Raw genomic sequence first — 22,567 nt, 5'->3', positions numbered from 1 at the left:
TCTAATTAACCTCGAATGAAATATTTATACAAAAAACAAATACTCTTGTTTTTGCTGGTATGCTCCATTACCGCCGCAGCTCAAGAAGTAAATTTAAAGGGTAAGATTTTAGGCTTAAAAGCGGATAAAATTTCGCTCATTCGCCTTAATGGAAAGAATCTTTATGAAGATACAATAAGTGTCAAGAATGGAGAGTTTTACTGGTCTGAACATATAAAATCGCCTCAAAAAGCGATGTTGAGACTTCCTGATTATGGCTTTGTATTTTACATCGAACCAGGTAATATAGATGTTGGTGGAGATGTAGCCACAAATAATTATTGGGTTACTGGTTCAACAACAGATGATCAGGGAAAGGCATTTTATTCCTCTTTAAAAAAATTAACAGTAAAGCAGGATGACCTTCTTACTCAGTTAGAGAAGAAAGCGTTTAAGGAACGGGCTCCCATTCGTGTAAATCTTTTAGCAATAAAAAAGGAAATTAACGAAAAGGAGCATCTGTTTTTAAGAAGTAATCCAGCACCGGTACTCGCATTATCCTTAATTGAGACAAAGGGAGTATTAGAAGGGTATGATGCAGGAATGGAATTATTTAATGATTTGAGTGATTCTTTAAAACAATCAGAGGAGGGAAAAGCATTAGCCGCAAATTTTGAAGTTCTTAAAAAAAGCAGATTAGGATCCGAACTTCCAGATTTTGTTCAGAACAGTTTAAATGGTAAGCCTGTAAAATTTACATCGTTTAGAGGCAGTTATTTATTTATAGATTTTTGGGCCAGTTGGTGCGTTGCTTGTAGAGCAGAAAATCCAAATGTGTTGAGTGCTTATAAACGCTTTAAAAATAAAAAATTCGACGTTATTGGGGTGTCTATTGATGATAATGTAGAGGATTGGAAGCGTGCTTTAACGCAAGATCAAATGCCATGGGTTATGGTATCAGATTTGAAAGGACATCAAAATGAAATTGCGCAATATTTTGGTATAGTAGGCGTGCCAAGCACTTTACTTATAGATCCTAATGGAAAAATTATAGCGAGAAACCTGACGGGTAAAAGTCTCACTTTAAAACTGGAAGAGATTTTTGAAGAAAGCAGATAAAAATTGGCACCTATATTTGACTAAATCACAGAATGTTCAAAATGATTTGTATGTGCTAACAGCCAGTTTAGTTTAAACCACATCCGAATAAAAAAAACCCTTCATCAATTACTTTGTTAATATTAAAAGACCTCAATCATGGACAAAGAAAAACTGATACAAGAAGCTTATTTAGTTGCGCATAAAATAGAGGAGAACGGCAATTTCCCGAATAACCCAAATTTGCCACTAATGATCTATAAAGGAACTTTCAGGCTGCATCCGGATGATACTGAGGAGGTGATCAAAAGGGTTTTCGCGCAGAATGGTTATACCAATGCCTGGGTAGATGGTATTTTTGATTACCACCATTACCATAGTAATACACATGAAGTAATGGGCGTATATTGTGGTAAGGCGGATGTACAGTTTGGTGGCGATCATGGTGTTTGCATTGAGTTGGATAAAGGGGATGTAATTATTATCCCTGCTGGTGTTGCACACAAAAAACTAAACTCAAGTGATGACTTCACGGTTGTGGGTGCATACCCAAATGGAGCTGAATATAATATGAAATATGGCAAAGCTGAAGAGCGACCAGAAGCGGATGAGGACATTGCTAATGTGAAAAATCCAGATAGCGACCCTGTTTATGGGAGTAAAGGACATTTATTTGAGTGCTGGTACAACCAAAATTGCGAAAATGTGTAAAACTCTTTCGTTTTAACCGTCTAAAATTCTTTAATTTTCGGGTTTTAAATACACTATCCCCGATATTAATGAATTTTCGATATATATGTTCAGCATTAGCCCTCTCTGTAACTTTACTAACTGCATGTTCAAGCAAAAAATCTGACGAGAAAAAGGCCGCTGAAAAAAAAATCCGTACCAAAGAAGACGATAAAGCCGATAGCCTGCTAATTGCCTACGACCCCAAAAAGGGCGATAAATGGATTGCTGATTTTGTTGATAACCTACACCGGAAATTCAATTTCAACGGAAATATGCTTGTGGCCAAAGATGGTAAGATCCTTTACGAGAAAGCAGTTGGCTGGGCCGATTACCTGCACCGTGATAGTTTAACCATTAACTCAGAGTTTGAGCTGGCTTCCATTACCAAAACGTTCACCGGAACCGCCATTATGCAATTGGTAGAAGCAGGCAAACTATCGTTAAACGATAATGTGAAAAAGTTTTATCCCAATTTTCCATATGATGGCATCACGGTGAAATTGTTGCTTTCTCACCGCAGTGGTATGATGAACTATGTTTACTTTATCGACGATATCTGGCGCAAAGAAAAGCGGAACATGAAGAAAGGTGTGACCAACCAGGAAGTAATGGATGTGATTGCCGAACGCAAGCCAAATCCTTATACCAAACCAGATAACCGTTTCCACTATAACAACTCAAACTTTATGGTTTTGGGTGCCATTATAGAAAAAGTAACCGGACAGCGTTATTCGCAATACATGATGGAACATGTGTTTAAACCAGCCGGATTAAAACATACGCACGTGTACAGCACAACCGAATACGAAAAAATCCCGGTTGATGTGGTTGGTCATGACCGCAATAGTTTTAGATATTCTGTTGCACAGAATTTTTTAGATGGGCCAGTTGGCGATAAAGGCATTTATAGTACGGTGCACGATTTGGTATTGTTTGATAAATATTTGAAAAATGGTAGATTATTAAGTAAAAAAAGTCTCGATTCTGCCTATACCGGTCACAATAAGCCTATTAATGGCCACTTTAACTATGGTTATGGCTGGAGGATGTTTGATGGCGAAAAAATGGACAAAGTGGTTTACCATACTGGCTGGTGGCATGGTTTCCGCCACATTTATGTGAGAGATTTAAACAAAAACATTGTTATTGTGTTTTTAGGCAACCTCACCAACGGAAGTTTAATGCATCTCGATGATCTGTACAAACATTTCGATATGCCAATTATCCGTAAGGGTGCTTACCATGGCAACGGAAGTTTGCCAGGCTCGGACGAAGATTAATTTTATGGCAAAAACAAAGTGGATTATTGAACCAGGTGCGTTAACCATCTATCCTAAAAGAAATTTAAGGATCGTTGGCATTATTTTTTTCGCACTCATTGCGGGATTTATTTTTTTTCTATCCAGATCGCTGCAAGGCTATTCAGCAAGCTTTACCATCGGATATTATGGTTTGCTATTGTTAATCCCTATACTGTTAATTTTTATTGCCGAAAGCAAAGTTATTTTTGATGGCAATAGTCGGCGGTTATATAAAAAGATTGGTTTTTTGCCTATCGGTTCAATCCCCTTTGATGATATTGCCTCGGTTCAGCCATACGAGATACTTGGAAGCGGTTATAATTATCGCTTGTTTAAAAAGAGTAACAGGCACGGAAAAGGCTTAATTGTGTCGGCGGGTTACAATAAGGCCACCAATGCCAATCTCATTCAATTTCAACAGGAAGTATTGCCGAAAATTGATGAACTGGTTTTTGCCAATGCTCCGGTTATTCCCAAACAAACCATTTATGACTTTCAGTTTTTTAAAGAAGAAGGTGGCGTATATCTATTGCGTGATAACAAAATGGGCAGTTTAATCTTTGGATTAATTTTGATCGGCATTACCGTTGCCATATTACTTAATCCGGGTTTTATGGTTGATGAAAATGCCTTTAAAAGGATATTTATAAGTTATCTTCCTGCTGCCATTGGTTTGGCCCTTCTCTTTGCGGCAACTTCCAATATCCGTTTTGATAAGGCTAGGCAGAAAATAATCCGTTCTACATTTGCCGGTCGCGTGGTAAAAGAATACGCTTTCGACGACCTGATCCGTTTCCAGATTATCCGTAAAACAACAAATCTTATTTATTCTGGTACCGAAGTTAGGGCGGAGATAGAAGTGCCTGCTAAAAGGAAAGTAATCACCTTAATCCTTAAAAACTTTATAGGTACAAAAAAAATCGACCTTTTTATTGATGAAGCAAATACGATTTTAGGCAGAATTTAGTTTTAATATAAAAACACATCTATTATGTTCGATAAATTATTAGCGGCGCAACAAAAAGCCGAAGAAATTAAAAAACGCCTCGACACCATATCAGTATATGGTGAGGTAGAGAATGGTGCTATAAAAATCACCGCAACAGCAAATAAGGCCATTACCGGGATTGCTATCGATGAGGAATTCTTGAAAAATGCCGACAAAGAAGAGCTGGAAGAATTATTGTTAACTGCGATCAATAAAGCCATGGCGAGTGCCGAACAGGTAAGCGCTGCCGAAATGCAAGCTTCAGCTCAAGATATGCTGGGTGGCCTGGGCGGCATGTTCGGGCAATAGCATCATTAAATCCATCTTGATACTGAATCTCGCTGTTTGATACTCTTGATACTCAGATCTCGCTACTTGATACTTGGATCTTGCTGTTTGATACACTTGATACTTAAATCTCGCTACTTGATACTTGGATCTTGCTGTTCGATACTCTTGCTACTCAAATCTCGCTACTTGATACTTGGATATCGCTGTTTGATACTCTTGCTACTCAGATCTCGCTACTTGATACTATACTACTATAAATCTCGATACTAAAATTATGAAATACACCTATTATGGCCAATCCTGTTTCTTGTTAGAAGCTGCTGGGAAAAAATTATTGTTCGATCCTTTTATATCGCACAATCCACTGGCCAAAAATATCGATATTAAAGCCATCGAGGCCGATTATATCCTGGTTAGTCACGGTCATGGCGATCATGTTGCTGATTTAGTTGCGTTAGCTAAACAAACCCAGGCTACGGTTATTGCCATGCCGGAGATCACTGATTGGGCTGCGAGGCAGGGCGTAGAAAAAGTACATGGAATGAACTTCGGTAAATTTACTTTCGATTGGGGAACTGTACGCATGGTACCCGCTACGCATTCTTCGGGTTTACCTGATGGAAGTTATGGCGGTAATCCTGCAGGTTTCGTGCTTGAGCTGGATGGCAAACAGATTTACTTTGCTGGCGATACCGGTTTAACCATCGAAATGAAGGTTCTGGCTGATATTTACAATTTAGATTATGCCATTTTACCTATTGGTGGAAATTACACTATGGATGTTGATGATGCACTAATTGCCACAAAATATTTTGATTGTGATAAAGTAATTGGCGTGCATTATAATACCTTCCCTGTAATTGAAATTGATACCAAGGTAGCATTGGATAAATTTGCACGTGAACAGAAAACCTTGTTACTACCAGAAATTGGTGAGACCATAAACTTATAAAATGCTGCGGATTACAAATCCGCAGCGCTAACGGACGTGATTACAAATCACGACCAACGGAATGGAGAAATTTAACAAGATAAATCTCTCCCCGCCTGTAAGGACACGTACCAAAACAAAAAAGGGCCTCCGATTTTCATCGGAGACCCTTCAAATTATAAACCTGAACCTAATTCTTTTTAGCAGGAGCTTTATTTGCTTTATAACGCATATCTGCTGTGCCGTCTTTTTTAGTTGGGCCAGCAACTTTAGTTACCGCTTTTGCTTTATTTTCTTTAAAACGCATATCAGGCGTACCATCTGCTTTTACTTTAGCAGCTGTAGTAGTGGTTTTAGTTTCTACTTTTTTAGCCTCTTGTTTTGCGCCTGCTTTAACAGGTGCTGTTGTTGTTTTTACTTCTTTTTTGGCAACCATTTTGGTTTTGGCTGCTGGCGCTATTGCCGGTGTTTGAGCAAATGCTGTTGTTAAACCAAATGCTGCGATTGCGATTAAACTCAATAACTTTTTCATGTTTTTTCGATTTTTGTTTTACTCGTTTATTTGTTGATATAAAATTGGTTAAACGGAATGAAGTTTTAATGAAGATAATGAAATTTAAGCTTTTTTAATAATTTATTGCTTCACATGCTATTGTTAAGAACTTTCGTTTATTGCAATGGACTGATCAGTTAATGACAAAGTTGATTGTGATTTTAGTTTGCATGCTGATGGTTTGGCCAAACAATGTACCAGGTAACCATGGTGGCGACAGTTTGAGTATCCTGATGGCTTCCTGGCTTAAACGATCGTGCGGTGAAGAAAATATTTCGATGTTGGATAAACGGCCATCGGTATTTACCGTTACAGAACAAACTACCTTACCAGTCAGGTCTGGATCGGGAAAACGAAGAGTTTTTGCCAAAAATTTATAAAATCTTGGATAACCACCCTTGAAAATCGGCTCGGTTAAGACATTTTTCTTTGCTGTTGGCAGATTGTTTTGATCAAAATAAGCGCTGTCTGTTAAATCGCCTGTTGTATTATAAAACTCTTTGGCTGCCAATTGTTGGTTGGGGTAAAAGATTTTCCATTCACCAGTTTTTAGGCCGCGGCTAAAATAACCTTCATCTTTTATATGGTCTTTATCGTAAAATGATTTGAATAAGCCATCAAACTTGTTGTTCAGGAAATGGATTTCTTGCGCCGTGTTGCCCAAAGAATCATAAATGATCCATTTTCCTACTTTAGCATTCTTATCGTAATGTCCGTGGATAAAGAGTTTGCCATTCAAAAATTCCTGGTAGTTTCCATCATGTACCTGCAGTTTTTCGTCAGCAAAAGTCTCTTTTTTTAGGAGAATAAAGTTTTTATCTGCAGTAGTTTTAATCCATGCTAAAGTATCTCTCCTGTTAATTTTATAAATGTTTACATTTTCCCTTTTCGCCGGGCTGCCACCAAAATTATAGGTAATCAATGTATCGCTTTTTTGCGCCATACATCCGATTGTTATAAAGCAACTTACGATAAATAAGAAGAACGTTTTCATATTAATGCGCTGCCAGCCAGTTATCACCCTCCCCAATCTCTACTACGATAGGTACGGTTAACTTAATGGCATTGGCCATTTTATCCTGGATGATTGCTTTCATTAAATCCTTTTCCGACCTCAATACATCAAACACCAACTCATCATGTACCTGCATGGTCATGGTTGATTGCACTTGTTGTACTTTCATTTCTTTATGGATATTGATCATGGCAATCTTGATCATATCCGCCGCAGAGCCCTGAATGGGTGCGTTGATGGCATTTCTTTCTGCAAAACCTCTTACCGTTTGATTGGCAGAGTTAATGTCTCTTAAATAACGTCTTCTGCCCATTATAGTTTCTACAAAGCCATTCTCACGTGCAAAGTTCATTGTATCGCTCATATAACGTTTAATACCCGGATATTGCGCAAAATATTGCTCTATAATTTCTGCGGCTTCTTTACGTGGGATAGCTAGGTTTTGCGATAAGCCAAAAGCAGACTGACCATAAATAATTCCAAAATTAACCGCCTTGGCATTTCTACGTTGTGTTCCATCTACTTGTTCGATGCTGATGCCATATACCTTTGCTGCTGTAGCCGTGTGGATATCGATACCTTTGCTAAAGGCATCAAGCATATTCTCTTCCTTACTAATTTCGGCAATGATGCGCAATTCGATCTGCGAATAATCGGCCGATAACAGGATGTGGTTTTCATCCCTAGCAATAAAGGCTTTACGCACTTCTCTGCCCCTTTCGCTGCGGATTGGAATATTCTGTAAATTCGGATTGTTAGAACTTAATCTACCTGTGGCAGCAACAGCCTGGTTATAAGAGGTGTGTACCCTGCCCGTTTTAGGATTAACCATTAAAGGCAATGCATCAACATAGGTTGATTTAAGTTTCTGTAACTGGCGGAAATCTAAAATATCCTGTACAATATCACTTTTACTGGCCAATGCAGTTAAAACATCCTCGCCTGTTTGGTATTGACCGGTTTTGGTCTTTTTCGCTTTAGGGTCGAGCTGAAGTTTATCGAACAATACCTCGCCTAATTGTTTCGGCGAAGCCAGGTTGAATTTGATCCCCGCTTTATCATAAACATTCTGTTCGAACTTGATAATTTCGGTTTCCAATTCTTTAGAGTAAGCCTGTAAGGTTTCGATATCAATACGAACGCCTTCTTTTTCGATATCGGCCAATACATAAACCAATGGATTCTCTATTTCCTCGGCCAGTTTGGCCGCGTTTAGTTCTTTTAATTTTGGTTCAAAGATGTGTGCCAGCTGTAGCGTTACATCAGCATCTTCAGCAGCATAATCTACCACATCAATCACCGGAACATCACGCATGGTACCCTGGTTTTTGCCTTTTGCACCGATCAGTTTGGTAATGGAGATGGGCGAGTACCCAAGATAGTTCTCTGATAAAACATCCATGCCATGGCGGGTATCCGGATCGATCAGGTAATGGGCCAGCATGGTGTCGAAAAGTTTTCCTTTTACCTGAACATCGTACCATTTTAACACTAAAATATCGTACTTGGTATTCTGACCAATTTTCTCGATGTCTTCATTTTCCAACACCACTCTAAATTCGTCAACAATAGCTTGCGCTTCTGCTCTATCGGCCGGAACAGGAACGTAATAGCCTGTGCCGGGTTTCACCGAGAACGATAAGCCCACTAAATCGGCCATGTTTGCATCGGTGCCTGTGGTTTCGGTATCGAATGAGATCCGTTTTTCGGCAAGTAATAATTTAATTAAATCAGCACGTTGCTCAGCGGTATCTACCAGCTGATAATCGTGTGCTGTATTTTCGATGGTTTTAGCAGGAAGCTTTTCTGCAGGTTCTTCCTCCAGCGTGTTCGTGTACTGAATGGCTTCACCAGTCTGATTGCCAAATAAATCAGTTTGCGTGCCTTCCTGAAAGCGGGCGGTGGTAACCGAAAACTCATCGCCAAACACCCTGCGGCCTAAGGTTCTGAATTCTAATTCCGTAAATAAAGGCTCCAGTAAATCGCGGCTTGGATCGCAGAGTTCTAAACTGGCTTCATCAAGCTCAACAGGAACATCCAATAAAATGGTAGCGAGTTTTTTGGAGAGTAAACCTTGTTCTGCAAAGTTTTCTACATTTTCGCGTTGTTTACCTTTTAGTTCGTGTGAATTTGCAATAATGTTCTCCATAGAACCATATTGTTTGATCAAAGCCTTTGCGGTTTTCTCGCCGATGCCCGGAATACCCGGGATATTATCAACTGCATCGCCCCACAAACCCAAAATGTCGATTACCTGCAATACATTTTCGATTTCCCATTTGGCCAATATTTCCTTTACGCCCAATATTTCCATATCGTTACCCATACGGGCAGGTTTGTAAATGAAAATATTTTCAGAAACCAACTGCGCAAAATCCTTATCCGGCGTCATACAGTATACCTGATAGCCTTTTTGTTCTGCTTTTTTAGCCAGCGTACCAATAATATCATCAGCCTCGTAACCATCAGAAGTGATTACGGGAATATTAAATCCGGTAATGAGTTTAATCACATAAGGCATTGCAGCAGCGAGGTCTTCGGGCATGGCCTGGCGTTGGGCTTTATAGGCCTCGAACGTAGTATGCCTTTCGGTAGGTGCTTCGGTATCAAAAACAACGGCAATATGCGTTGGTTTTTCTTTCTTCAAAACATCCAGCAAAGTATTGGTAAAACCCATAACTGCTGATGTATTGATGCCTGTTGAGGTAAAACGGGGGTTTTTACTTAATGCAAAATGCGCCCTGTACATTAGCGCCATACCGTCGAGGAGAAAGAGTTTTTTATTCATGTGGTTACACCGATTTAATGATTACACCGATAAATGGATTTATCGGATGATAAAAGTAACCAAAGTTAATCATATCGCTAAAATGCTTTATCAACAAAAAAATAAAATTAAATTATTGAATTCTTTAACTTTCATCATCATTAAATAAAACGCGCTATGAAAATATTTTGTACACTAATCTTTTGCTTGGTTACTGGCTTGATTAAAGCCCAGCTTCCATCTGATACTTTGCTTACCTATATTACTTTTGAAAACCTGAAAGGTAACGATGATGGCTATGGTGCATCTATTAACCGGCCAATAGGTACTGGTGCATTTAAAAATTTAATAGATAGAGGTTACTTAAGCTTAAGGATGGCCAAACTGGAAAATTCTTACCGTTGGCCGGATGGATCAAGGATTGATTTTACCAAAAGAAAAAGTGAACATTCGGCTACAGGGATAGTGGATCGGTATACTTTAATAAACCCTAATTTAAAAGATACCATATTTCTTTTTGTTGATCCCTATAAATTAGATTCTGCTTTCTTTGTGCCTAAAGGGCTGATTGCACTTAACAAAGAAGTTTTAGCCAGGGAAATTGCCCCACAATTAAAAGCTATTGAGAATATCAATACGGGAAAAGATGCTTTTGGAACCAAAGTGGACAGTCTGAACAAAGTTGCCAACTATATCGCTTCGCGTGCTGGGCTTATTAATTTTGTTGATCGGGAAAATTTAGCCAAAGTGATGACAGATACGCAGGCCTCTGCAGAAATAAAAGAATATCTTTTTAAGATCTACATCGTCAATAAATTTTATGCGTTGAGCAAAAACATCAGCAATACGAAAGCTTACGCCTTAAATAAAATGAAAGAATCCTTCGGCAGCTTTCAAAAAGAACATCCAGGTATAGAAACAGGTAATATCAAAATCAATCTGAATTAGTATGTTTTGGAATTAAGTTCCGTTATTTGTGAAAAGCAATTGATCATATGAAATTTCTATTATCTGTTTTTATTTTCTCGTTTTTCCTGAATCAACTTTCAGCCCAGGATTTCATCGTTAAAAACAATGATGATGTAATCCGCGGCACCATAAAGGGAACTGATTATTTTTCTGTTTTTATCAGTGCTAACGATGAAGCTGATGTGATTTTACCTGCAAAGGATGTTAAAAACTTCTTTTGGAACGGCAATAGTTTCGTAAGCAAAGGTTTTGCAAATGGCCGCAATTTCGAATACCGTTTTGTGAAGGTAATAGAAATGGGTACCGTTAATCTTTATTCTTTTGGTGGTGGTACCTTGGTACCAGAGGTAAAAGAGAAAAAAGTAAAATTCAGACCCTCAATAGGCATTGGAACTGGTACAGGTGGCTATGGCGGCATGGGTATGGGCGGTGGCATAAGTATCGGTGGTGGACGAAATTCTGCTCCGGAGAGGCCTGCAGGTGCACCAGTTGTTCGCTACTTTATTGAAAAACCTGGCGCCGGACCTTTACAGGAGGTGCCGATGAAAGCAATAACCGAAGATGGCAAAAAAGCTGAGGTCAAAAATATCCTGTTGCAAAAAATGGGCGATCAACCTGCTTTAAAAGCCAAGGTAGAAGTTGGAACTGATTTTAACAGTAGAGAGGTAATAGAGTGGGTGAAGGAGTATAACGCGACTAAAAAGTAAATAGGATTATTACGATTATAGGATTGCAGGATCGTTTTGCATAAATCATCTTGCACAATAGTTTAACGTAGGGTTACTAAGCGATTATGGGATTGTTTCGGTTAGAATATTTTAATCCAAATGATTAGGTTTTATCTTGCACAGCAGTTTAATAGATGGTCGTTAACCATTCCTGTGGCTTGCATGTGGGCATAACAAATGGTGGTGCCGAAAAACTTAAAACCTCGTTTTTTCATATCCTTGCTGATGCGGTCGGAGAGCTCTGTTCTTGGTGGAACATCGCTCATTTTTTCGATGTGGTTTTGTATTGGTTTACCGCCTGGAACAAAACTCCACATGTATTTGGAGAAACTGCCAAATTCCTGCTGGATTTCGATAAAGAGCCTGGCATTGGTAATGGCGCTGTTAACTTTTAAACGGTTCCGGATGATACCTTCATCGTTCATTAATCGCTCCACATCTTTTTCAGTAAAAGCAGCTACCCTTTTCACCTCAAAATTGGCAAAAGCTTTACGGTAATTTTCACGCCTACGCAAGATGGTTATCCAGCTTAAACCTGCCTGTGCTCCTTCCAATATGAGAAATTCAAATAAAATTTTATCATCGTAAACGGGTTTTCCCCATTCTTCATCGTGGTATTTAATGTAAAGTGGATCGGTGCCGGCCCATGAGCAGCGGATAATTAAGTCCTTAGTCTTTAGTCCAGAGTCTTGAGTCATATTATGAGAATTTTGCAGGGTTGCTAATCATAAAGTTTAATAATTTGCTTATTTCTTCACATTGGGCATCCAAGTGACTGAACTTTTCTTCAGAAATATAATTACAAGCAAGCGCTACATCTAACCAAACTTGCGTTTCGCCATTCTCCATATCTGCGTCTGATAGCTTGCTAATAAAATGATTTGGATATCTTCTTTTTTTATAAGCTTCGCCAATACTGCTGCATACAGACCTCGAAGATCTTCTGATCTGATCTACCAAACTGTATTGCTCTGATTTAGGAAAGTCTTTAGTTAAGGTAAAGATGTCCATCAGAAGAGCGAATCCTTTTTTATAGGCTATTAATTCTCTAAACTTCCCCATCGTTTTTTTAACTAATGTAATAATTTGGTTGGATTATAGACTTCTGACTATGGACTTAAGACTGAGGACTAGAACAAAGCTCATCCCAATATTCAACGGCTCTCCTATAGTGCGGAATAACAATGCTACCGCCTACAAGATTCGCAATCATGAAGATTTCATTCATTTCGTCGCTGTTTACACCTGCATCGAAGCATTTGCCAAGGTGATATTTAATGCAGCCGTCGCAACGTAAAACCATGGAGGCCACCAAGCCCAACATTTCTTTTGTTTTAACATCCAGGGCACCATCTGCATAAGAAGTGGTATCGAGGGCGAAAAACCGTTTAATGTTAGTGTTCGCCGTTTCCATAATCCTATCGTTCATTTTTTCGCGATAGCCATTAAATTCTTCAACTAATTTTCCCATATCTTAAAATTAAAAATCTTTTTCAACTATTATTTGTTAGAGATATAAATGTTTGATGATGAAAATGATATCCCCAAAATTCCACGCTGTTTTAGATTACATTTTAGTCATTTTTTTATTGGCTTCTCCTGATGTTTTTGGCCTTTCTAAAACAGCATCAACATTGGCCTATGCACTTGGTATTATTCATTTTTTACTAACGGTAAGTACCGATTTCAGCGGAGGCATATTTAAAATAGTCAACCTTAAGCTGCACGGAATAATCGAGTTTTTTGTAAGTATTGTATTAGTTGTTTTGGCTTTTACTTTATTCAAGGGGAACTTAACCGATGAAATATTTTACGCCTGCCTCGGCCTGTTGATTTTGATTATTTTTACACTTACCGATTATAAACGGAGCCTGCCTGTTATATTGTAATTTCCTCGAGTGGATTCCAGAACACCTTTTTAAAGTTAAGGACTTTATCGTTCTTCACTTCTATGCCTTCTTTGTTTAAGAGTTCGATCATTAAGTCCGGTGGACTGAAATGAAACTTTCCGGTAAGCAAACCACTGCTGTTTACCACCCGGTGTGCGGGTACTTTTGGATGGGCTGTTCCGGCATAAGCCATGGCATGCCCAACCATTCTCGACGATTTTGCGGCTCCCAAACTTTTAGCGATGGCTCCATAAGAGGTAACCCTCCCTTTCGGGATTAAACGGGCAATCTCATAAACCTGTTCGTAAAAGTTGGTATCCATTAGTCAAAGGAAAACTGAATATAATTAATATTTTTATCGTGTAGCAGATATTTTTTCTCGTAATAGGTTTTGATTGATAAAACGTCGTCAACCAGATCAGAAGTATACAGATGATCGGTGTTTTTGTGTACAGGCAATCCCAGCTCCTCAACCTTTTCGCAGGTATAAGCATACAGTTGATCGTTATCTGTTTTCAGGTTAACGTTACCACCTGGTTTTAAAACGAGTTTGTAGCGGTTCAAAAATGCAGGAAAAGTTAAACGTTTTTTCTCCCGGCTATCTTGTGGCTGCGGATCAGGAAAGGTGATCCAGATTTCGTCGATTTCACCCTCATTAAAATAATCCAGCAAGTTTTCAATCTGAATCCTTAAAAAAGCAACATTGTTGATCCCGTCTTCGATCGCTGTTTTAGCTCCTCGCCAAATGCGGTTGCCTTTGTAATCAATGCCAATAAAATTTTTTTCAGGGAATAAACGGGCCAAATTGACCGAGTATTCGCCTTTGCCACATGCCAGTTCGAGCACAATAGGATTCGTATTTTTAAAATGTTCAGAAGCCCAGGTCCCTTTTAAAGCTTTTCCTTCTTCTAATTGATATACGTTTGCAAATGTTTCGATTTCTGCAAAACGCCTAAGTTTATCTTTACCCAAAAGTTTTTTTTCTGCAAAAATACAATTAAATCAATAACCGATGTTTCTTTTGCCAGAAAGATTAATGCCATTCTTGCTTAGGAATCGTATTTTTGTAACCTATAAAAAATACCGTGGAAAAAAACGCTAAGATATATGTTGCAGGCCATCGTGGTATGGTAGGTTCGGCCATTTACCGTAAACTGCAAAAAGAAGGTTACGAAAATATCATGACCAGAACATCAGGTGAACTGGATTTACGCAACCAACAGGCTGTTACCGATTTCTTTGCTGAAGAAAAACCTGATTACGTATTCCTAGCTGCTGCCAAAGTTGGTGGGATTGTGGCAAACAATACTTATAGGGCCGATTTCCTTTATGAGAATTTGGCTATTCAGAACAATGTAATCCACAATGCCTATGTAACTGGCGTCAAAAAACTGATGTTTTTAGGTTCGAGCTGTATTTATCCAAAAATGGCTCCGCAGCCCTTAAAAGAAGATTACCTTTTAACCGGAACCTTAGAGCACACCAACGAGCCGTATGCTATTGCTAAAATTGCAGGCATTAAAATGTGCGATGCTTACCGCGATCAGTATGGTTGTAATTTTATTTCGGTAATGCCAACCAATTTATATGGTTTTAACGATAATTACCATCCACAAAACTCCCATGTTTTGCCCGCTTTAATCCGTAAGGTACACGAAGCAAAAATGAACAACGAAAAGGAAGTTGTGGTGTGGGGCTCAGGCTCACCAATGCGCGAATTTTTATTTGCAGATGATTTAGCCGACGCCTGTTATTTCCTGATGCAAAATTATAATGAACCGCATTTGATCAATGTAGGTACCGGACACGATTTAACCATCAAAGACCTAGCGTTATTAATCAAAGAGGTGTTGGGCTTTGAAGGTGAATTGGTATTTGATGCCAGCAAACCTGATGGTACCCCCCGTAAATTGATGGACGTAAGCAAACTTCACGATTTAGGCTGGAAACATAAAATTGAATTGCCCGAAGGCATTGCCCTGGCCTATCAGGATTTCGAAAGCAGGTATTAGATTTAATGATTGAATTACAGAATGAGGGAGTGAGAGAATGAGGGAGTGAGAGAATGATAGGGTGAGTGAATGATAAAATGAATGTTTTATGAAGCTTGACAGGCTTTCATTCAAAATTCAATCATTCACTAATTTATTATAGCTAGAATTTATATCTTTGAAAATATAAATCAATTTTACCTATATGACTTTAGTTCAGCTTGAATATATTGTTGCCGTTGATACCTATAGAAGTTTTGTAACTGCTGCAGATAAGTGTTTTGTAACCCAGCCTACTTTAAGTATGCAGGTCCAAAAACTGGAAGAATTAATCAGCGTTAAAATTTTCGACAGGAGTAAACAACCTGTAAGTCCGACAGAAATTGGCGCACAGATTATTGCGCAGGCCAGGATTATCTTACAGGAAAGCGGAAAAATTAAAGAACTGATCAGCAGTCAGCAACAGGATGTTTTAGGTGAATTAAGAATTGGTGTTATTCCAACTGTTGCCCCTTATTTATTGCCTGAAGTCATCTCAGCCATGCTGGAGAAATATCCCGAATTAAAACTTTTAATTTGGGAGTATACCACCGAAGATATTATCCACCACTTAAAAACAGGCGTACTGGATTGCGGCATCTTGGCAACTCCGTTAACAGATCCGAACATTACGGAAACACCTTTGTACTACGAAAATTTTGTCAGTTACATCAGTAAAAATAGCAAGCTGTATAAAAAGAAAGCAGTAGATGCAGAAGACTTAAACGACGAAAACATCTGGCTTTTAAATGAAGGTCATTGTATGCGCAATCAGGTATTGAACATTTGCCGCTCTACCAAAAATAACAGGCTACAAGGTTTGGAATATAATACGGGTAGCGTAGAAACCCTGGTTCGTATGGTTGATTTAAATGGAGGTGCAACATTGCTTCCTGAACTGGCCATTGCGGAATTAAACGCAAAACAAACCAGTAAAATCCGTCATTTTAAATCCCCGGAACCTGTACGCGAAATCAGCCTGGTAACCCATAAAAATTTTATTAAAAAACGCATGCTTAATGCTTTGAAGGATGAGATCCTGGAAATTATTCCCAAGGCAATGAAGCAAAAAAAGAAAAAAGATATTGTAGGGATTTAGCTTCCTTGCGAAGTTTAAGGGGGGGCAAAATGATGGAGAACTTCGCAAGTTTCTGATCACATTTAAGTTTTGCCAAAATTCCCGAAGTTTTCCGACACACAGGCTTACGAAACTTCGTAAATAGATTCGCTTTTTAACTCCCGGTCTTTATCCACATGATCAGCCAATTGATAACTTTGTGCAGCGGGATTTTTATCTTCTAAAAAGATCAGGATAATCAGCGAAATGATTGGGATTAAAAAGGAAATGAAAAACCAGAACCAAAAATTCCGGCCTGTTCTTTTTGCCAAAAAACCTGCAAGTAGCTGTGGCGAAAGCAGCAGTCCGAGTACAAGTGATCCTAAGATGATTTCTGGCATGGCTACTTTGAATAAAAATCTTGCCCAGTGATATCAGGAGTGATTACTGGTTTTGCTTTTCTACTGGGGGTGCAGATAACAATCCTTTAATATCGCTCTCCACTTCTTCTTCCTCGCCTTTTTTCTTTTTCTTGTTTTTTGCTTTTAAGCCTTTGCCACTTAAACGTTCCTCTATCACTTTGTCATATTCAGTCTGTTGTTCAGGTCTTAATACGTTACGAATGTTCTTTGAGGTTTCGTTCTGCAGTTTATAAAATTTGTCTACATCCTCTTCGCGGGAGTTGCCTGCCTGTTGTCTTTTAATTAAATCGGCCTGTTCTTTCGCCTGGTTAAATGTGAAACTATAAATCACACTTTTTTGCGTGCCATTTAATTTTAATCTTTTATCCAGATCATCCACATTCTTTTGCGCAATTTCGGAAGGGGTGGGTACTTTATTTTGCTGTGCACGCACCAATCCATTTACACCAACTACAATTAAAAGTAAAATTACAAGCCTTTTCATGTCGAACATTTTATATCTGCGAAGTTACTTAATTATCTTAAAACAAGAAAGTCCCGATTTGCACCGGGACTTTCTAAAATTTTATTGGATTTTTAGCTTACAAAGCTTTTTTGTAAAGTTCAGCAACTGCATCCCAGTTTACTACATTCCAAATTGCCGCTAAATAATCAGGGCGTTTGTTTTGATATTTTAAGTAATATGCATGTTCCCAAACATCGATACCTAAAATTGGTGTTCCTTTTACTTCAGCGATATCCATTAATGGGTTATCCTGGTTTGGCGTAGAAGAAACCTGAAGTTTTTTATCAGCACCAACTGATAACCATGCCCAACCTGAACCAAAACGGGTAGCACCAGCTTCTTGTAATTTAGTTTTAAGATCAGCGAACGAACCAAAAGTTTCGTTAATTGCTTTAGCTAAATCGCCGGTTGGCTCGCCACCTTTATTTGGGCCTAAAATGTTCCAGAATAAAGAGTGGTTATAATGACCACCACCGTTGTTTCTAACAGCAGGTGGGAATTTTGAAATGTGTTTTACAATTTCCTCGATGCTTGAAGTCGCCTCTGGTTTACCTTCTAACGCTTTGTTTAGGTTGGTAACGTAAGCTTGATGGTGTTTATCATGGTGGATTTCCATGGTAGTTTTATCAATATGCGGTTCTAATGCATCGGTTGCGTAGTGTAACGCAGGTAATTCAAAAGCCATAATGTTTTATGTTTAAAGATTTAAAAATGTTTCTTGTAGCAAATATAACATTAGAACGTTAAGATTTGTTCATGTTATTATCATCAAATCGTTTTCTGTTCTGCTGTTGTAAGTTGGAAGGGTTGGGTGTTGGAAGTTTTGTTGGTTTGAGTGTTGAAAGGTTTAGGGGTAAAAGAGCTAGTTGTCAGTGGTTTGGTGGCTTTTTAGGGCTCATGGGTTTTACTTATGGCTTGATTGTCAAAATATCTGTAGACTATTAAGCTATAGACCATCAACTACTAAAGATCAACCAGATGAACTACTGCCTCTTTCTCGCAAAAAAATCCCGCATCAATGTTGCACACTCTTCAGGCATTACACCTCCTTTTAATATTGTTTTCGGATGCAACAAATTGGCGTTTTTGGAAATAAAACCTCTTTTTTCTTCGCGGGCGCCATAAACAATGCGACCAATTTGTGTCCAATAACTCGCTCCTGCACACATTACGCAAGGCTCGATGGTTACGTATAAAGTGCAATCTCTTAAATATTTCCCGCCGATGGTTTGTGCAGCTGATGTAAAGGCCTGCATTTCTGCATGTGCAGTTACATCATTAAAGCGCTCTGTTAAATTATAGCCGCGACCAATGATCCTGTTTTTACTCACTACGATCGCGCCGATCGGAATCTCATCTTCATTTAAGGCCTTTCTTGCTTCTTCCAAAGCCAATTTCATATAGTGGATGTCTTCGTCCTCAGGGTCGGTATTTTCGAAATTGTAAAAACTCATGCGGCAAATATAGGGTTTTAAGAGGTCAAAGACTTCCGAAGTTTACCAGGGTAATAGGCGGCCGAAACTTCTGAAGTCTGTAGGTAAATTTTTCTGATTAGGTTTTTGGAGCGCAATTGTGGTGCTCATCGGTTGCTGCGGTCCCGCTTTACGTTAATCCGATGCTAATTTAGTGCCGATTGATCTGTAAAGGATCGGAATCACTTCAATCGGGGCTATTTTGCAGGGGATGTGCTTAATAAGAAAACTGCACGGTAAATAGATTGCTTATTATGCCACAGATTGCTGCGGATAAATAACGCAGATTTAAAAGATTTTATTCGCTTAAGAAATCTGCTTTGATCTGCGTTTCTTATCCTTTAAATCTGCGGGAAATGACTTGTGAAAATTCCGAAGTTTACATGGCCAAGGCTCAGGCAAACTTTGGAAGTGGGTTAAACCAACTTGCTTCCATTAGGCACTTTGCCTTGCACTGTAGTTAATACGATGTCGCCGTTTTCATCAGCAAAACCGGTAACTAAAAATTCGGACATAAACTTACCAATCTGTTTTTTCGGGAAGTTGATTACCCCAACAATTTGTTTTCCCGGTAGTTCGTCCAGAGCATAATGTTTGGTAATCTGTGCACTGCTCATTTTAATTCCGAACTCACCAAAATCTACTTTAACTTTATAGGCCGGTCTGCGGGCTTCAGGAAATTCGAATGCCTCCAAAATGGTTCCCACCCTTAATTCTACCTTTTCAAAATCATCCCAGGTAATCTGTTCCATAGCTTAATTTTAATTTATCTGGCAAATATAAATGATTAAATAATTCGCTTAGCGACCAAATTATATTTAATGCAGTTTAACCAATGGCCTTGAATCAAGCCAATTTTATAAAAAATTTGCGTTTTATATTTTTAAAACTATCTTTATGCAACCGTTTGCATAACCAAATATTAAATAAATAAAAGCATGTATTTATTAGGGATCGATTTAGGTACTTCATCTATAAAAGTTGCAGTTGTTGATGTGGCTACACAACAAAATATTGCTACAGCCCAATATCCCGAAGAGGAAACAGCCATTAAATCTTTACAGACTGGCTGGGCAGAGCAATCGCCAAACGATTGGTGGTTTAATGTACAACAGGCTATACTGAAGTTAAATGCTACAGCTTTATTCGATCCCAAAGAAATTAAAGCCATCGGCATTGCTTATCAAATGCACGGATTGGTTGTGGTAGATCAAAATCAACAAGTGTTAAGAGATAGCATTATCTGGTGCGACAGTAGAGCTATAGATTTGGGTAATCAGGCTTTTGAGGCCATCGGCGAAGAGAAAGCGTTAAAACACCTCTTAAATTCTCCGGGAAATTTTACGGCCTCAAAATTAGCCTGGGTAAAAGCAAACGAACCCGATATCTATGGCCGTATCGATAAAATGATGTTACCTGGCGATTTCATCGCCATGAAATTAACAGGAGAGATTACCACCAGCATTTCCGCTTTATCGGAGGGTATTTTCTGGGATTTTAAAAACCATGAAATTTCAAATGATGTGCTCCATTATTACGGCATTGATGAGCATCTTATTCCAGCAGTAAGACCTTTGTTTTCGGCGCACGGACATCTGAAAACCGATGTTGCCACTGCGTTGGGTTTAACAAGTGGTATTCCGGTGGCCTATAAGTCTGGCGACCAACCCAATAATGCACTTTCATTAAATGTACTTAGGCCGGGTGAAGTGGCTGCAACAGCCGGAACATCAGGTGTAATTTATGGGGTGAGCAACGATCTTACCTACGATAAACAATCGAGGGTAAATACTTTTGCCCATGTAACCTATTCAGAAGAGAAAAAACATACAGGTGTGCTGCTTTGCATCAATGGCACTGGTAGCATGTACCGATGGGCAAAACATAATTTTGCACCATTAGCTACTTACGCAGAATTGAACAAGCTGGCTTCCGAAGCGCCAATCGGTAGCAATGGCTTAAAGCTTCTTCCTTTCGGTAATGGCGCAGAACGGATGTTGAACAATAAATACACTGGTGCCCAGTTTTTGGGAATCGATTTAAATACACACAACCCATCAGATATTTTCAGGGCTGTGCAAGAAGGCATTGCATTTTCTTTCCGCTATGGACTGGATATTATGCGTGAAAACGGCATGTCGCCCAAAGTAATCCGTGCAGGCAGGGCAAATTTATTCTTAAGTGAGGTTTTTGCACAAACTTTCGTTGATGTTACGGGTATCCCGGTAGAGTTTTACGAAAACGATGGCAGTGTTGGTGCGGCTTTAGGAGCAGGTATAGGTGCCGGGATTTTTAAAAGTGCCGAAGAGGCTTTTACCAACCACGAAATAATTAAAACTTTAAGCCCAAAACATTCAGTAGTATATGAGCCAATTTATCAGGATTGGAAAAAAATATTAGAGAAACAGTTATCCATTGGTTCATAAATGATAATTAAGAGCCTCATTTGGCTATCAACTATGAGCTAACAGACCATCAATCAAAAATAAAAAACATGACAAAAGTAGTAACAGGAACAAAGGAATTTTTCAAAGGCATTGATCAGATTCAGTTTGAAGGCTTAGCAAGCGATAATCCATTAGCTTTTAGATGGTATGATGCCAATAAGACTGTGGCAGGCAAAACCATGAACGAGCATTTTAAATTTGCCTGTGCCTATTGGCATTCGTTCAATGGCAACGGTGCAGATCCTTTTGGTGGCCCAACACATGTTTTCCCCTGGGATGACAAGACAGATGCAGTGGAAAGGGCAAAAGATAAAATGGATGCCGCTTTCGAATTCATTACCAAAATGCAGATTCCATATTACTGTTTCCATGATGTAGATGTGGTTGATTATGGTAATGATGTAGCTGAAAACGAGCGTAGGTTGCAAACCCTTGTCGAATACGCCAAACAAAAACAAGCTGATAGCGGTGTAAAATTGCTTTGGGGAACGGCCAACTTATTCAGCCATAAACGGTATATGAATGGTGCATCTACCAATCCCGATTTCCACGTATTGGCCCATGGTGCTGCACAGGTTAAAGCTGCCTTGGATGCTACGATTGCACTTGGTGGCGAAAATTATGTATTCTGGGGAGGAAGGGAAGGTTACATGAGTTTGTTGAATACCAATATGAAACGCGAGCAGGAGCATTTGGCGAAGTTCTTACATACAGCCAAAGATTATGCACGCAAGCAAGGTTTTAAAGGCACCTTCTTTATCGAACCAAAACCTTGCGAGCCATCTAAACACCAATACGATTACGATGCGGCAACGGTAAAAGGCTTTTTGCAACAATACGACCTGTTGGCCGATTTTAAATTAAATTTAGAAGTGAACCACGCCACTTTAGCCGGTCATACTTTCCAGCACGAGTTACAGGTTGCGGTAGATAACGGTTTATTGGGCTCCATTGATGCCAATCGTGGTGATTATCAAAATGGCTGGGATACCGATCAGTTTCCTAATGATATTAATGAATTGACAGAAACCATGCTGATTATTTTAGAGGGTGGTGGCCTGCAAGGTGGAGGTGTAAACTTCGACGCGAAGATCCGCCGCAATTCTACCGATCCAAAAGATCTGTTTTATGCGCACATTGGTGGCATGGATATCTTTGCAAGAGCATTGATTACCGCGGATGCCATTCTTCAAAAATCTGATTATAAAAAAATAAGAACCGATCGTTATGCTTCTTTTGATAGCGGAAAGGGTGCAGAATTTGAACAGGACAAATTAAGTTTAGAAGATTTAAGAAACTATGCCGCAGAAAATGGTGAACCAGAAGTTTGCAGTGGAAAGCAAGAATATTTAGAAAATTTGATCAATAGGTATATTTAAATCTATTTCTCCGT

Annotated in this window: 26 protein-coding genes; 13 read left to right on the top strand and 13 right to left on the bottom strand. The window is 39.0% G+C overall.

Features of this window, described 5'->3' with window-relative positions; translation table 11 throughout:
- Positions 1-15 precede the first annotated feature (15 nt).
- From R2S57_RS09505 to R2S57_RS09480, 6 genes are all read left to right on the top strand, one after another.
- On the top strand, positions 16-1,098 hold the full coding sequence (locus R2S57_RS09505; protein ID WP_316844812.1) for a TlpA disulfide reductase family protein: 1,083 nt from the start codon (positions 16-18) through the stop codon (positions 1,096-1,098).
- A gap of 138 nt (positions 1,099-1,236) precedes the next feature.
- Complete coding sequence (locus tag R2S57_RS09500) at positions 1,237-1,788, top strand: cupin domain-containing protein (RefSeq protein WP_316844811.1); 552 nt, start codon at positions 1,237-1,239, stop codon at positions 1,786-1,788.
- 68 nt (positions 1,789-1,856) lie between these two features.
- Positions 1,857-3,089, top strand: a complete 1,233-nt coding sequence (locus tag R2S57_RS09495) for a serine hydrolase domain-containing protein (RefSeq protein WP_316844810.1) — start codon at positions 1,857-1,859, stop codon at positions 3,087-3,089.
- Between the two features lie 4 nt (positions 3,090-3,093).
- Entirely contained in the window at positions 3,094-4,077 is a 984-nt protein-coding gene (locus R2S57_RS09490) for a hypothetical protein (protein WP_316844809.1), read from the top strand.
- 24 nt (positions 4,078-4,101) lie between these two features.
- Positions 4,102-4,407, top strand: coding sequence for a YbaB/EbfC family nucleoid-associated protein (locus tag R2S57_RS09485; protein WP_316844808.1), 306 nt, complete (start codon positions 4,102-4,104; stop codon positions 4,405-4,407).
- A 256-nt stretch (positions 4,408-4,663) separates the two neighbouring features.
- Entirely contained in the window at positions 4,664-5,341 is a 678-nt protein-coding gene (locus tag R2S57_RS09480; protein WP_316844807.1) for a metal-dependent hydrolase, read from the top strand.
- Between the two features lie 169 nt (positions 5,342-5,510).
- On the opposite strand, the gene R2S57_RS09475 is transcribed toward R2S57_RS09480, so the two are convergent.
- The 3 genes from R2S57_RS09475 to polA form a co-directional block, all read right to left on the bottom strand.
- Positions 5,511-5,852 carry a hypothetical protein gene (locus R2S57_RS09475; RefSeq protein WP_316844806.1) on the bottom strand — a complete coding sequence of 114 codons (342 nt, stop codon included), beginning with the start codon at positions 5,850-5,852 and terminating at the stop codon, positions 5,511-5,513.
- Positions 5,853-6,006: 154 nt separating this feature from the next.
- Positions 6,007-6,816, bottom strand: coding sequence for an energy transducer TonB (locus R2S57_RS09470; protein WP_316844805.1), 810 nt, complete (start codon positions 6,814-6,816; stop codon positions 6,007-6,009).
- A gap of 52 nt (positions 6,817-6,868) precedes the next feature.
- A complete protein-coding gene (gene polA / locus R2S57_RS09465) occupies positions 6,869-9,676 on the bottom strand; it encodes a DNA polymerase I (protein WP_316844804.1) in 2,808 nt (935 codons plus the stop codon).
- A 156-nt stretch (positions 9,677-9,832) separates the two neighbouring features.
- Between polA and R2S57_RS09460 the strand changes: the two genes are divergently transcribed.
- Both R2S57_RS09460 and R2S57_RS09455 read left to right on the top strand, forming a co-directional pair.
- Positions 9,833-10,603: a hypothetical protein gene (locus R2S57_RS09460; RefSeq protein ID WP_316844803.1), complete on the top strand. Its 771-nt coding sequence runs from the start codon at positions 9,833-9,835 to the stop codon at positions 10,601-10,603.
- Positions 10,604-10,650: 47 nt separating this feature from the next.
- Positions 10,651-11,331, top strand: a complete 681-nt coding sequence (locus R2S57_RS09455; RefSeq protein ID WP_316844802.1) for a hypothetical protein — start codon at positions 10,651-10,653, stop codon at positions 11,329-11,331.
- A gap of 131 nt (positions 11,332-11,462) precedes the next feature.
- On the opposite strand, the gene R2S57_RS09450 is transcribed toward R2S57_RS09455, so the two are convergent.
- From R2S57_RS09450 to R2S57_RS09440, 3 genes are read right to left on the bottom strand one after another with little or no spacing between them, the layout of a single operon-like run.
- The gene (locus R2S57_RS09450) at positions 11,463-12,050 is read right to left on the bottom strand and encodes a DNA-3-methyladenine glycosylase I (protein WP_316844801.1); all 588 of its coding nucleotides are present in this window, start codon (positions 12,048-12,050) and stop codon (positions 11,463-11,465) included.
- A gap of 1 nt (position 12,051) precedes the next feature.
- Positions 12,052-12,414, bottom strand: a complete 363-nt coding sequence (locus tag R2S57_RS09445) for a four helix bundle protein (protein ID WP_316844800.1) — start codon at positions 12,412-12,414, stop codon at positions 12,052-12,054.
- A gap of 55 nt (positions 12,415-12,469) precedes the next feature.
- Positions 12,470-12,823 carry a carboxymuconolactone decarboxylase family protein gene (locus R2S57_RS09440; protein WP_316844799.1) on the bottom strand — a complete coding sequence of 118 codons (354 nt, stop codon included), beginning with the start codon at positions 12,821-12,823 and terminating at the stop codon, positions 12,470-12,472.
- A gap of 58 nt (positions 12,824-12,881) precedes the next feature.
- On the opposite strand from R2S57_RS09440, the gene R2S57_RS09435 reads away from it, so the two are divergent.
- Positions 12,882-13,241: a hypothetical protein gene (locus R2S57_RS09435; protein WP_316844798.1), complete on the top strand. Its 360-nt coding sequence runs from the start codon at positions 12,882-12,884 to the stop codon at positions 13,239-13,241.
- Here the strand turns inward: R2S57_RS09435 and R2S57_RS09430 are convergent.
- On the bottom strand, positions 13,231-13,563 hold the full coding sequence (locus R2S57_RS09430; protein ID WP_316844797.1) for an MGMT family protein: 333 nt from the start codon (positions 13,561-13,563) through the stop codon (positions 13,231-13,233). The genes R2S57_RS09435 and R2S57_RS09430 overlap by 11 nt on opposite strands.
- Positions 13,563-14,213 carry a tRNA (guanosine(46)-N7)-methyltransferase TrmB gene (trmB, locus tag R2S57_RS09425; RefSeq protein ID WP_316844796.1) on the bottom strand — a complete coding sequence of 217 codons (651 nt, stop codon included), beginning with the start codon at positions 14,211-14,213 and terminating at the stop codon, positions 13,563-13,565. The genes R2S57_RS09430 and trmB overlap by 1 nt, the downstream gene beginning before the upstream one ends.
- A 113-nt stretch (positions 14,214-14,326) precedes the next feature.
- Between trmB and R2S57_RS09420 the strand changes: the two genes are divergently transcribed.
- Both R2S57_RS09420 and R2S57_RS09415 read left to right on the top strand, forming a co-directional pair.
- Entirely contained in the window at positions 14,327-15,253 is a 927-nt protein-coding gene (locus tag R2S57_RS09420; RefSeq protein WP_316844795.1) for a GDP-L-fucose synthase, read from the top strand.
- Between the two features lie 184 nt (positions 15,254-15,437).
- Positions 15,438-16,370 carry a hydrogen peroxide-inducible genes activator gene (locus tag R2S57_RS09415; protein WP_025141452.1) on the top strand — a complete coding sequence of 311 codons (933 nt, stop codon included), beginning with the start codon at positions 15,438-15,440 and terminating at the stop codon, positions 16,368-16,370.
- 104 nt (positions 16,371-16,474) lie between these two features.
- Here the strand turns inward: R2S57_RS09415 and R2S57_RS09410 are convergent, their stop codons facing one another.
- From R2S57_RS09410 to R2S57_RS09390, 5 genes are all read right to left on the bottom strand, one after another.
- The gene (locus R2S57_RS09410) at positions 16,475-16,729 is read right to left on the bottom strand and encodes a hypothetical protein (protein WP_316844794.1); all 255 of its coding nucleotides are present in this window, start codon (positions 16,727-16,729) and stop codon (positions 16,475-16,477) included.
- Between the two features lie 43 nt (positions 16,730-16,772).
- Positions 16,773-17,234 carry a hypothetical protein gene (locus R2S57_RS09405; RefSeq protein ID WP_316844793.1) on the bottom strand — a complete coding sequence of 154 codons (462 nt, stop codon included), beginning with the start codon at positions 17,232-17,234 and terminating at the stop codon, positions 16,773-16,775.
- 97 nt (positions 17,235-17,331) lie between these two features.
- On the bottom strand, positions 17,332-17,940 hold the full coding sequence (locus tag R2S57_RS09400) for a superoxide dismutase (RefSeq protein WP_316844792.1): 609 nt from the start codon (positions 17,938-17,940) through the stop codon (positions 17,332-17,334).
- A 298-nt stretch (positions 17,941-18,238) separates the two neighbouring features.
- The gene (locus R2S57_RS09395; protein ID WP_316844791.1) at positions 18,239-18,709 is read right to left on the bottom strand and encodes a nucleoside deaminase; all 471 of its coding nucleotides are present in this window, start codon (positions 18,707-18,709) and stop codon (positions 18,239-18,241) included.
- 434 nt (positions 18,710-19,143) lie between these two features.
- Complete coding sequence (locus tag R2S57_RS09390; protein WP_316844790.1) at positions 19,144-19,479, bottom strand: tRNA-binding protein; 336 nt, start codon at positions 19,477-19,479, stop codon at positions 19,144-19,146.
- A gap of 186 nt (positions 19,480-19,665) precedes the next feature.
- Here R2S57_RS09390 and R2S57_RS09385 point away from each other — a divergent pair, with 186 nt between their 5' ends.
- Together R2S57_RS09385 and xylA are read left to right on the top strand one after the other, a co-directional pair.
- The gene (locus R2S57_RS09385) at positions 19,666-21,153 is read left to right on the top strand and encodes a xylulokinase (RefSeq protein ID WP_316844789.1); all 1,488 of its coding nucleotides are present in this window, start codon (positions 19,666-19,668) and stop codon (positions 21,151-21,153) included.
- 68 nt (positions 21,154-21,221) lie between these two features.
- The gene (gene xylA, locus R2S57_RS09380; protein WP_316844788.1) at positions 21,222-22,553 is read left to right on the top strand and encodes a xylose isomerase; all 1,332 of its coding nucleotides are present in this window, start codon (positions 21,222-21,224) and stop codon (positions 22,551-22,553) included.
- Positions 22,554-22,567 lie beyond the last annotated feature (14 nt).

The organism is Pedobacter psychrodurus (genome assembly GCF_032678585.1).
Taxonomy (GTDB): domain Bacteria; phylum Bacteroidota; class Bacteroidia; order Sphingobacteriales; family Sphingobacteriaceae; genus Pedobacter; species Pedobacter psychrodurus_A.
The sequence above is the reverse complement of the archived record's forward strand: the minus strand, read 5'-3'. Positions and strand labels throughout refer to the sequence as shown.

What these genes read in the sequence shown, in the direction of transcription:
- R2S57_RS09390 (WP_316844790.1), bottom strand. Translation starts at nt 19,479, where the DNA reads ATGGAACAGATTACCTGGGATGATTTTGAAAAGGTAGAATTAAGGGTG.
- R2S57_RS09410 (WP_316844794.1), bottom strand. Translation starts at nt 16,729, where the DNA reads ATGCCAGAAATCATCTTAGGATCACTTGTACTCGGACTGCTGCTTTCG.
- R2S57_RS09500 (WP_316844811.1), top strand. Translation starts at nt 1,237, where the DNA reads ATGGACAAAGAAAAACTGATACAAGAAGCTTATTTAGTTGCGCATAAA.
- R2S57_RS09440 (WP_316844799.1), bottom strand. Translation starts at nt 12,823, where the DNA reads ATGGGAAAATTAGTTGAAGAATTTAATGGCTATCGCGAAAAAATGAAC.
- xylA (WP_316844788.1), top strand. Translation starts at nt 21,222, where the DNA reads ATGACAAAAGTAGTAACAGGAACAAAGGAATTTTTCAAAGGCATTGAT.
- R2S57_RS09430 (WP_316844797.1), bottom strand. Translation starts at nt 13,563, where the DNA reads ATGGATACCAACTTTTACGAACAGGTTTATGAGATTGCCCGTTTAATC.
- R2S57_RS09455 (WP_316844802.1), top strand. Translation starts at nt 10,651, where the DNA reads ATGAAATTTCTATTATCTGTTTTTATTTTCTCGTTTTTCCTGAATCAA.
- polA (WP_316844804.1), bottom strand. Translation starts at nt 9,676, where the DNA reads ATGAATAAAAAACTCTTTCTCCTCGACGGTATGGCGCTAATGTACAGG.
- R2S57_RS09450 (WP_316844801.1), bottom strand. Translation starts at nt 12,050, where the DNA reads ATGACTCAAGACTCTGGACTAAAGACTAAGGACTTAATTATCCGCTGC.
- R2S57_RS09470 (WP_316844805.1), bottom strand. Translation starts at nt 6,816, where the DNA reads ATGGCGCAAAAAAGCGATACATTGATTACCTATAATTTTGGTGGCAGC.
- R2S57_RS09460 (WP_316844803.1), top strand. Translation starts at nt 9,833, where the DNA reads ATGAAAATATTTTGTACACTAATCTTTTGCTTGGTTACTGGCTTGATT.
- R2S57_RS09405 (WP_316844793.1), bottom strand. Translation starts at nt 17,234, where the DNA reads ATGAAAAGGCTTGTAATTTTACTTTTAATTGTAGTTGGTGTAAATGGA.
- R2S57_RS09445 (WP_316844800.1), bottom strand. Translation starts at nt 12,414, where the DNA reads ATGGGGAAGTTTAGAGAATTAATAGCCTATAAAAAAGGATTCGCTCTT.
- R2S57_RS09415 (WP_025141452.1), top strand. Translation starts at nt 15,438, where the DNA reads ATGACTTTAGTTCAGCTTGAATATATTGTTGCCGTTGATACCTATAGA.
- R2S57_RS09505 (WP_316844812.1), top strand. Translation starts at nt 16, where the DNA reads ATGAAATATTTATACAAAAAACAAATACTCTTGTTTTTGCTGGTATGC.
- R2S57_RS09485 (WP_316844808.1), top strand. Translation starts at nt 4,102, where the DNA reads ATGTTCGATAAATTATTAGCGGCGCAACAAAAAGCCGAAGAAATTAAA.
- R2S57_RS09435 (WP_316844798.1), top strand. Translation starts at nt 12,882, where the DNA reads ATGAAAATGATATCCCCAAAATTCCACGCTGTTTTAGATTACATTTTA.
- R2S57_RS09475 (WP_316844806.1), bottom strand. Translation starts at nt 5,852, where the DNA reads ATGAAAAAGTTATTGAGTTTAATCGCAATCGCAGCATTTGGTTTAACA.
- R2S57_RS09400 (WP_316844792.1), bottom strand. Translation starts at nt 17,940, where the DNA reads ATGGCTTTTGAATTACCTGCGTTACACTACGCAACCGATGCATTAGAA.
- R2S57_RS09395 (WP_316844791.1), bottom strand. Translation starts at nt 18,709, where the DNA reads ATGAGTTTTTACAATTTCGAAAATACCGACCCTGAGGACGAAGACATC.
- R2S57_RS09495 (WP_316844810.1), top strand. Translation starts at nt 1,857, where the DNA reads ATGAATTTTCGATATATATGTTCAGCATTAGCCCTCTCTGTAACTTTA.
- R2S57_RS09490 (WP_316844809.1), top strand. Translation starts at nt 3,094, where the DNA reads ATGGCAAAAACAAAGTGGATTATTGAACCAGGTGCGTTAACCATCTAT.
- R2S57_RS09480 (WP_316844807.1), top strand. Translation starts at nt 4,664, where the DNA reads ATGAAATACACCTATTATGGCCAATCCTGTTTCTTGTTAGAAGCTGCT.
- R2S57_RS09385 (WP_316844789.1), top strand. Translation starts at nt 19,666, where the DNA reads ATGTATTTATTAGGGATCGATTTAGGTACTTCATCTATAAAAGTTGCA.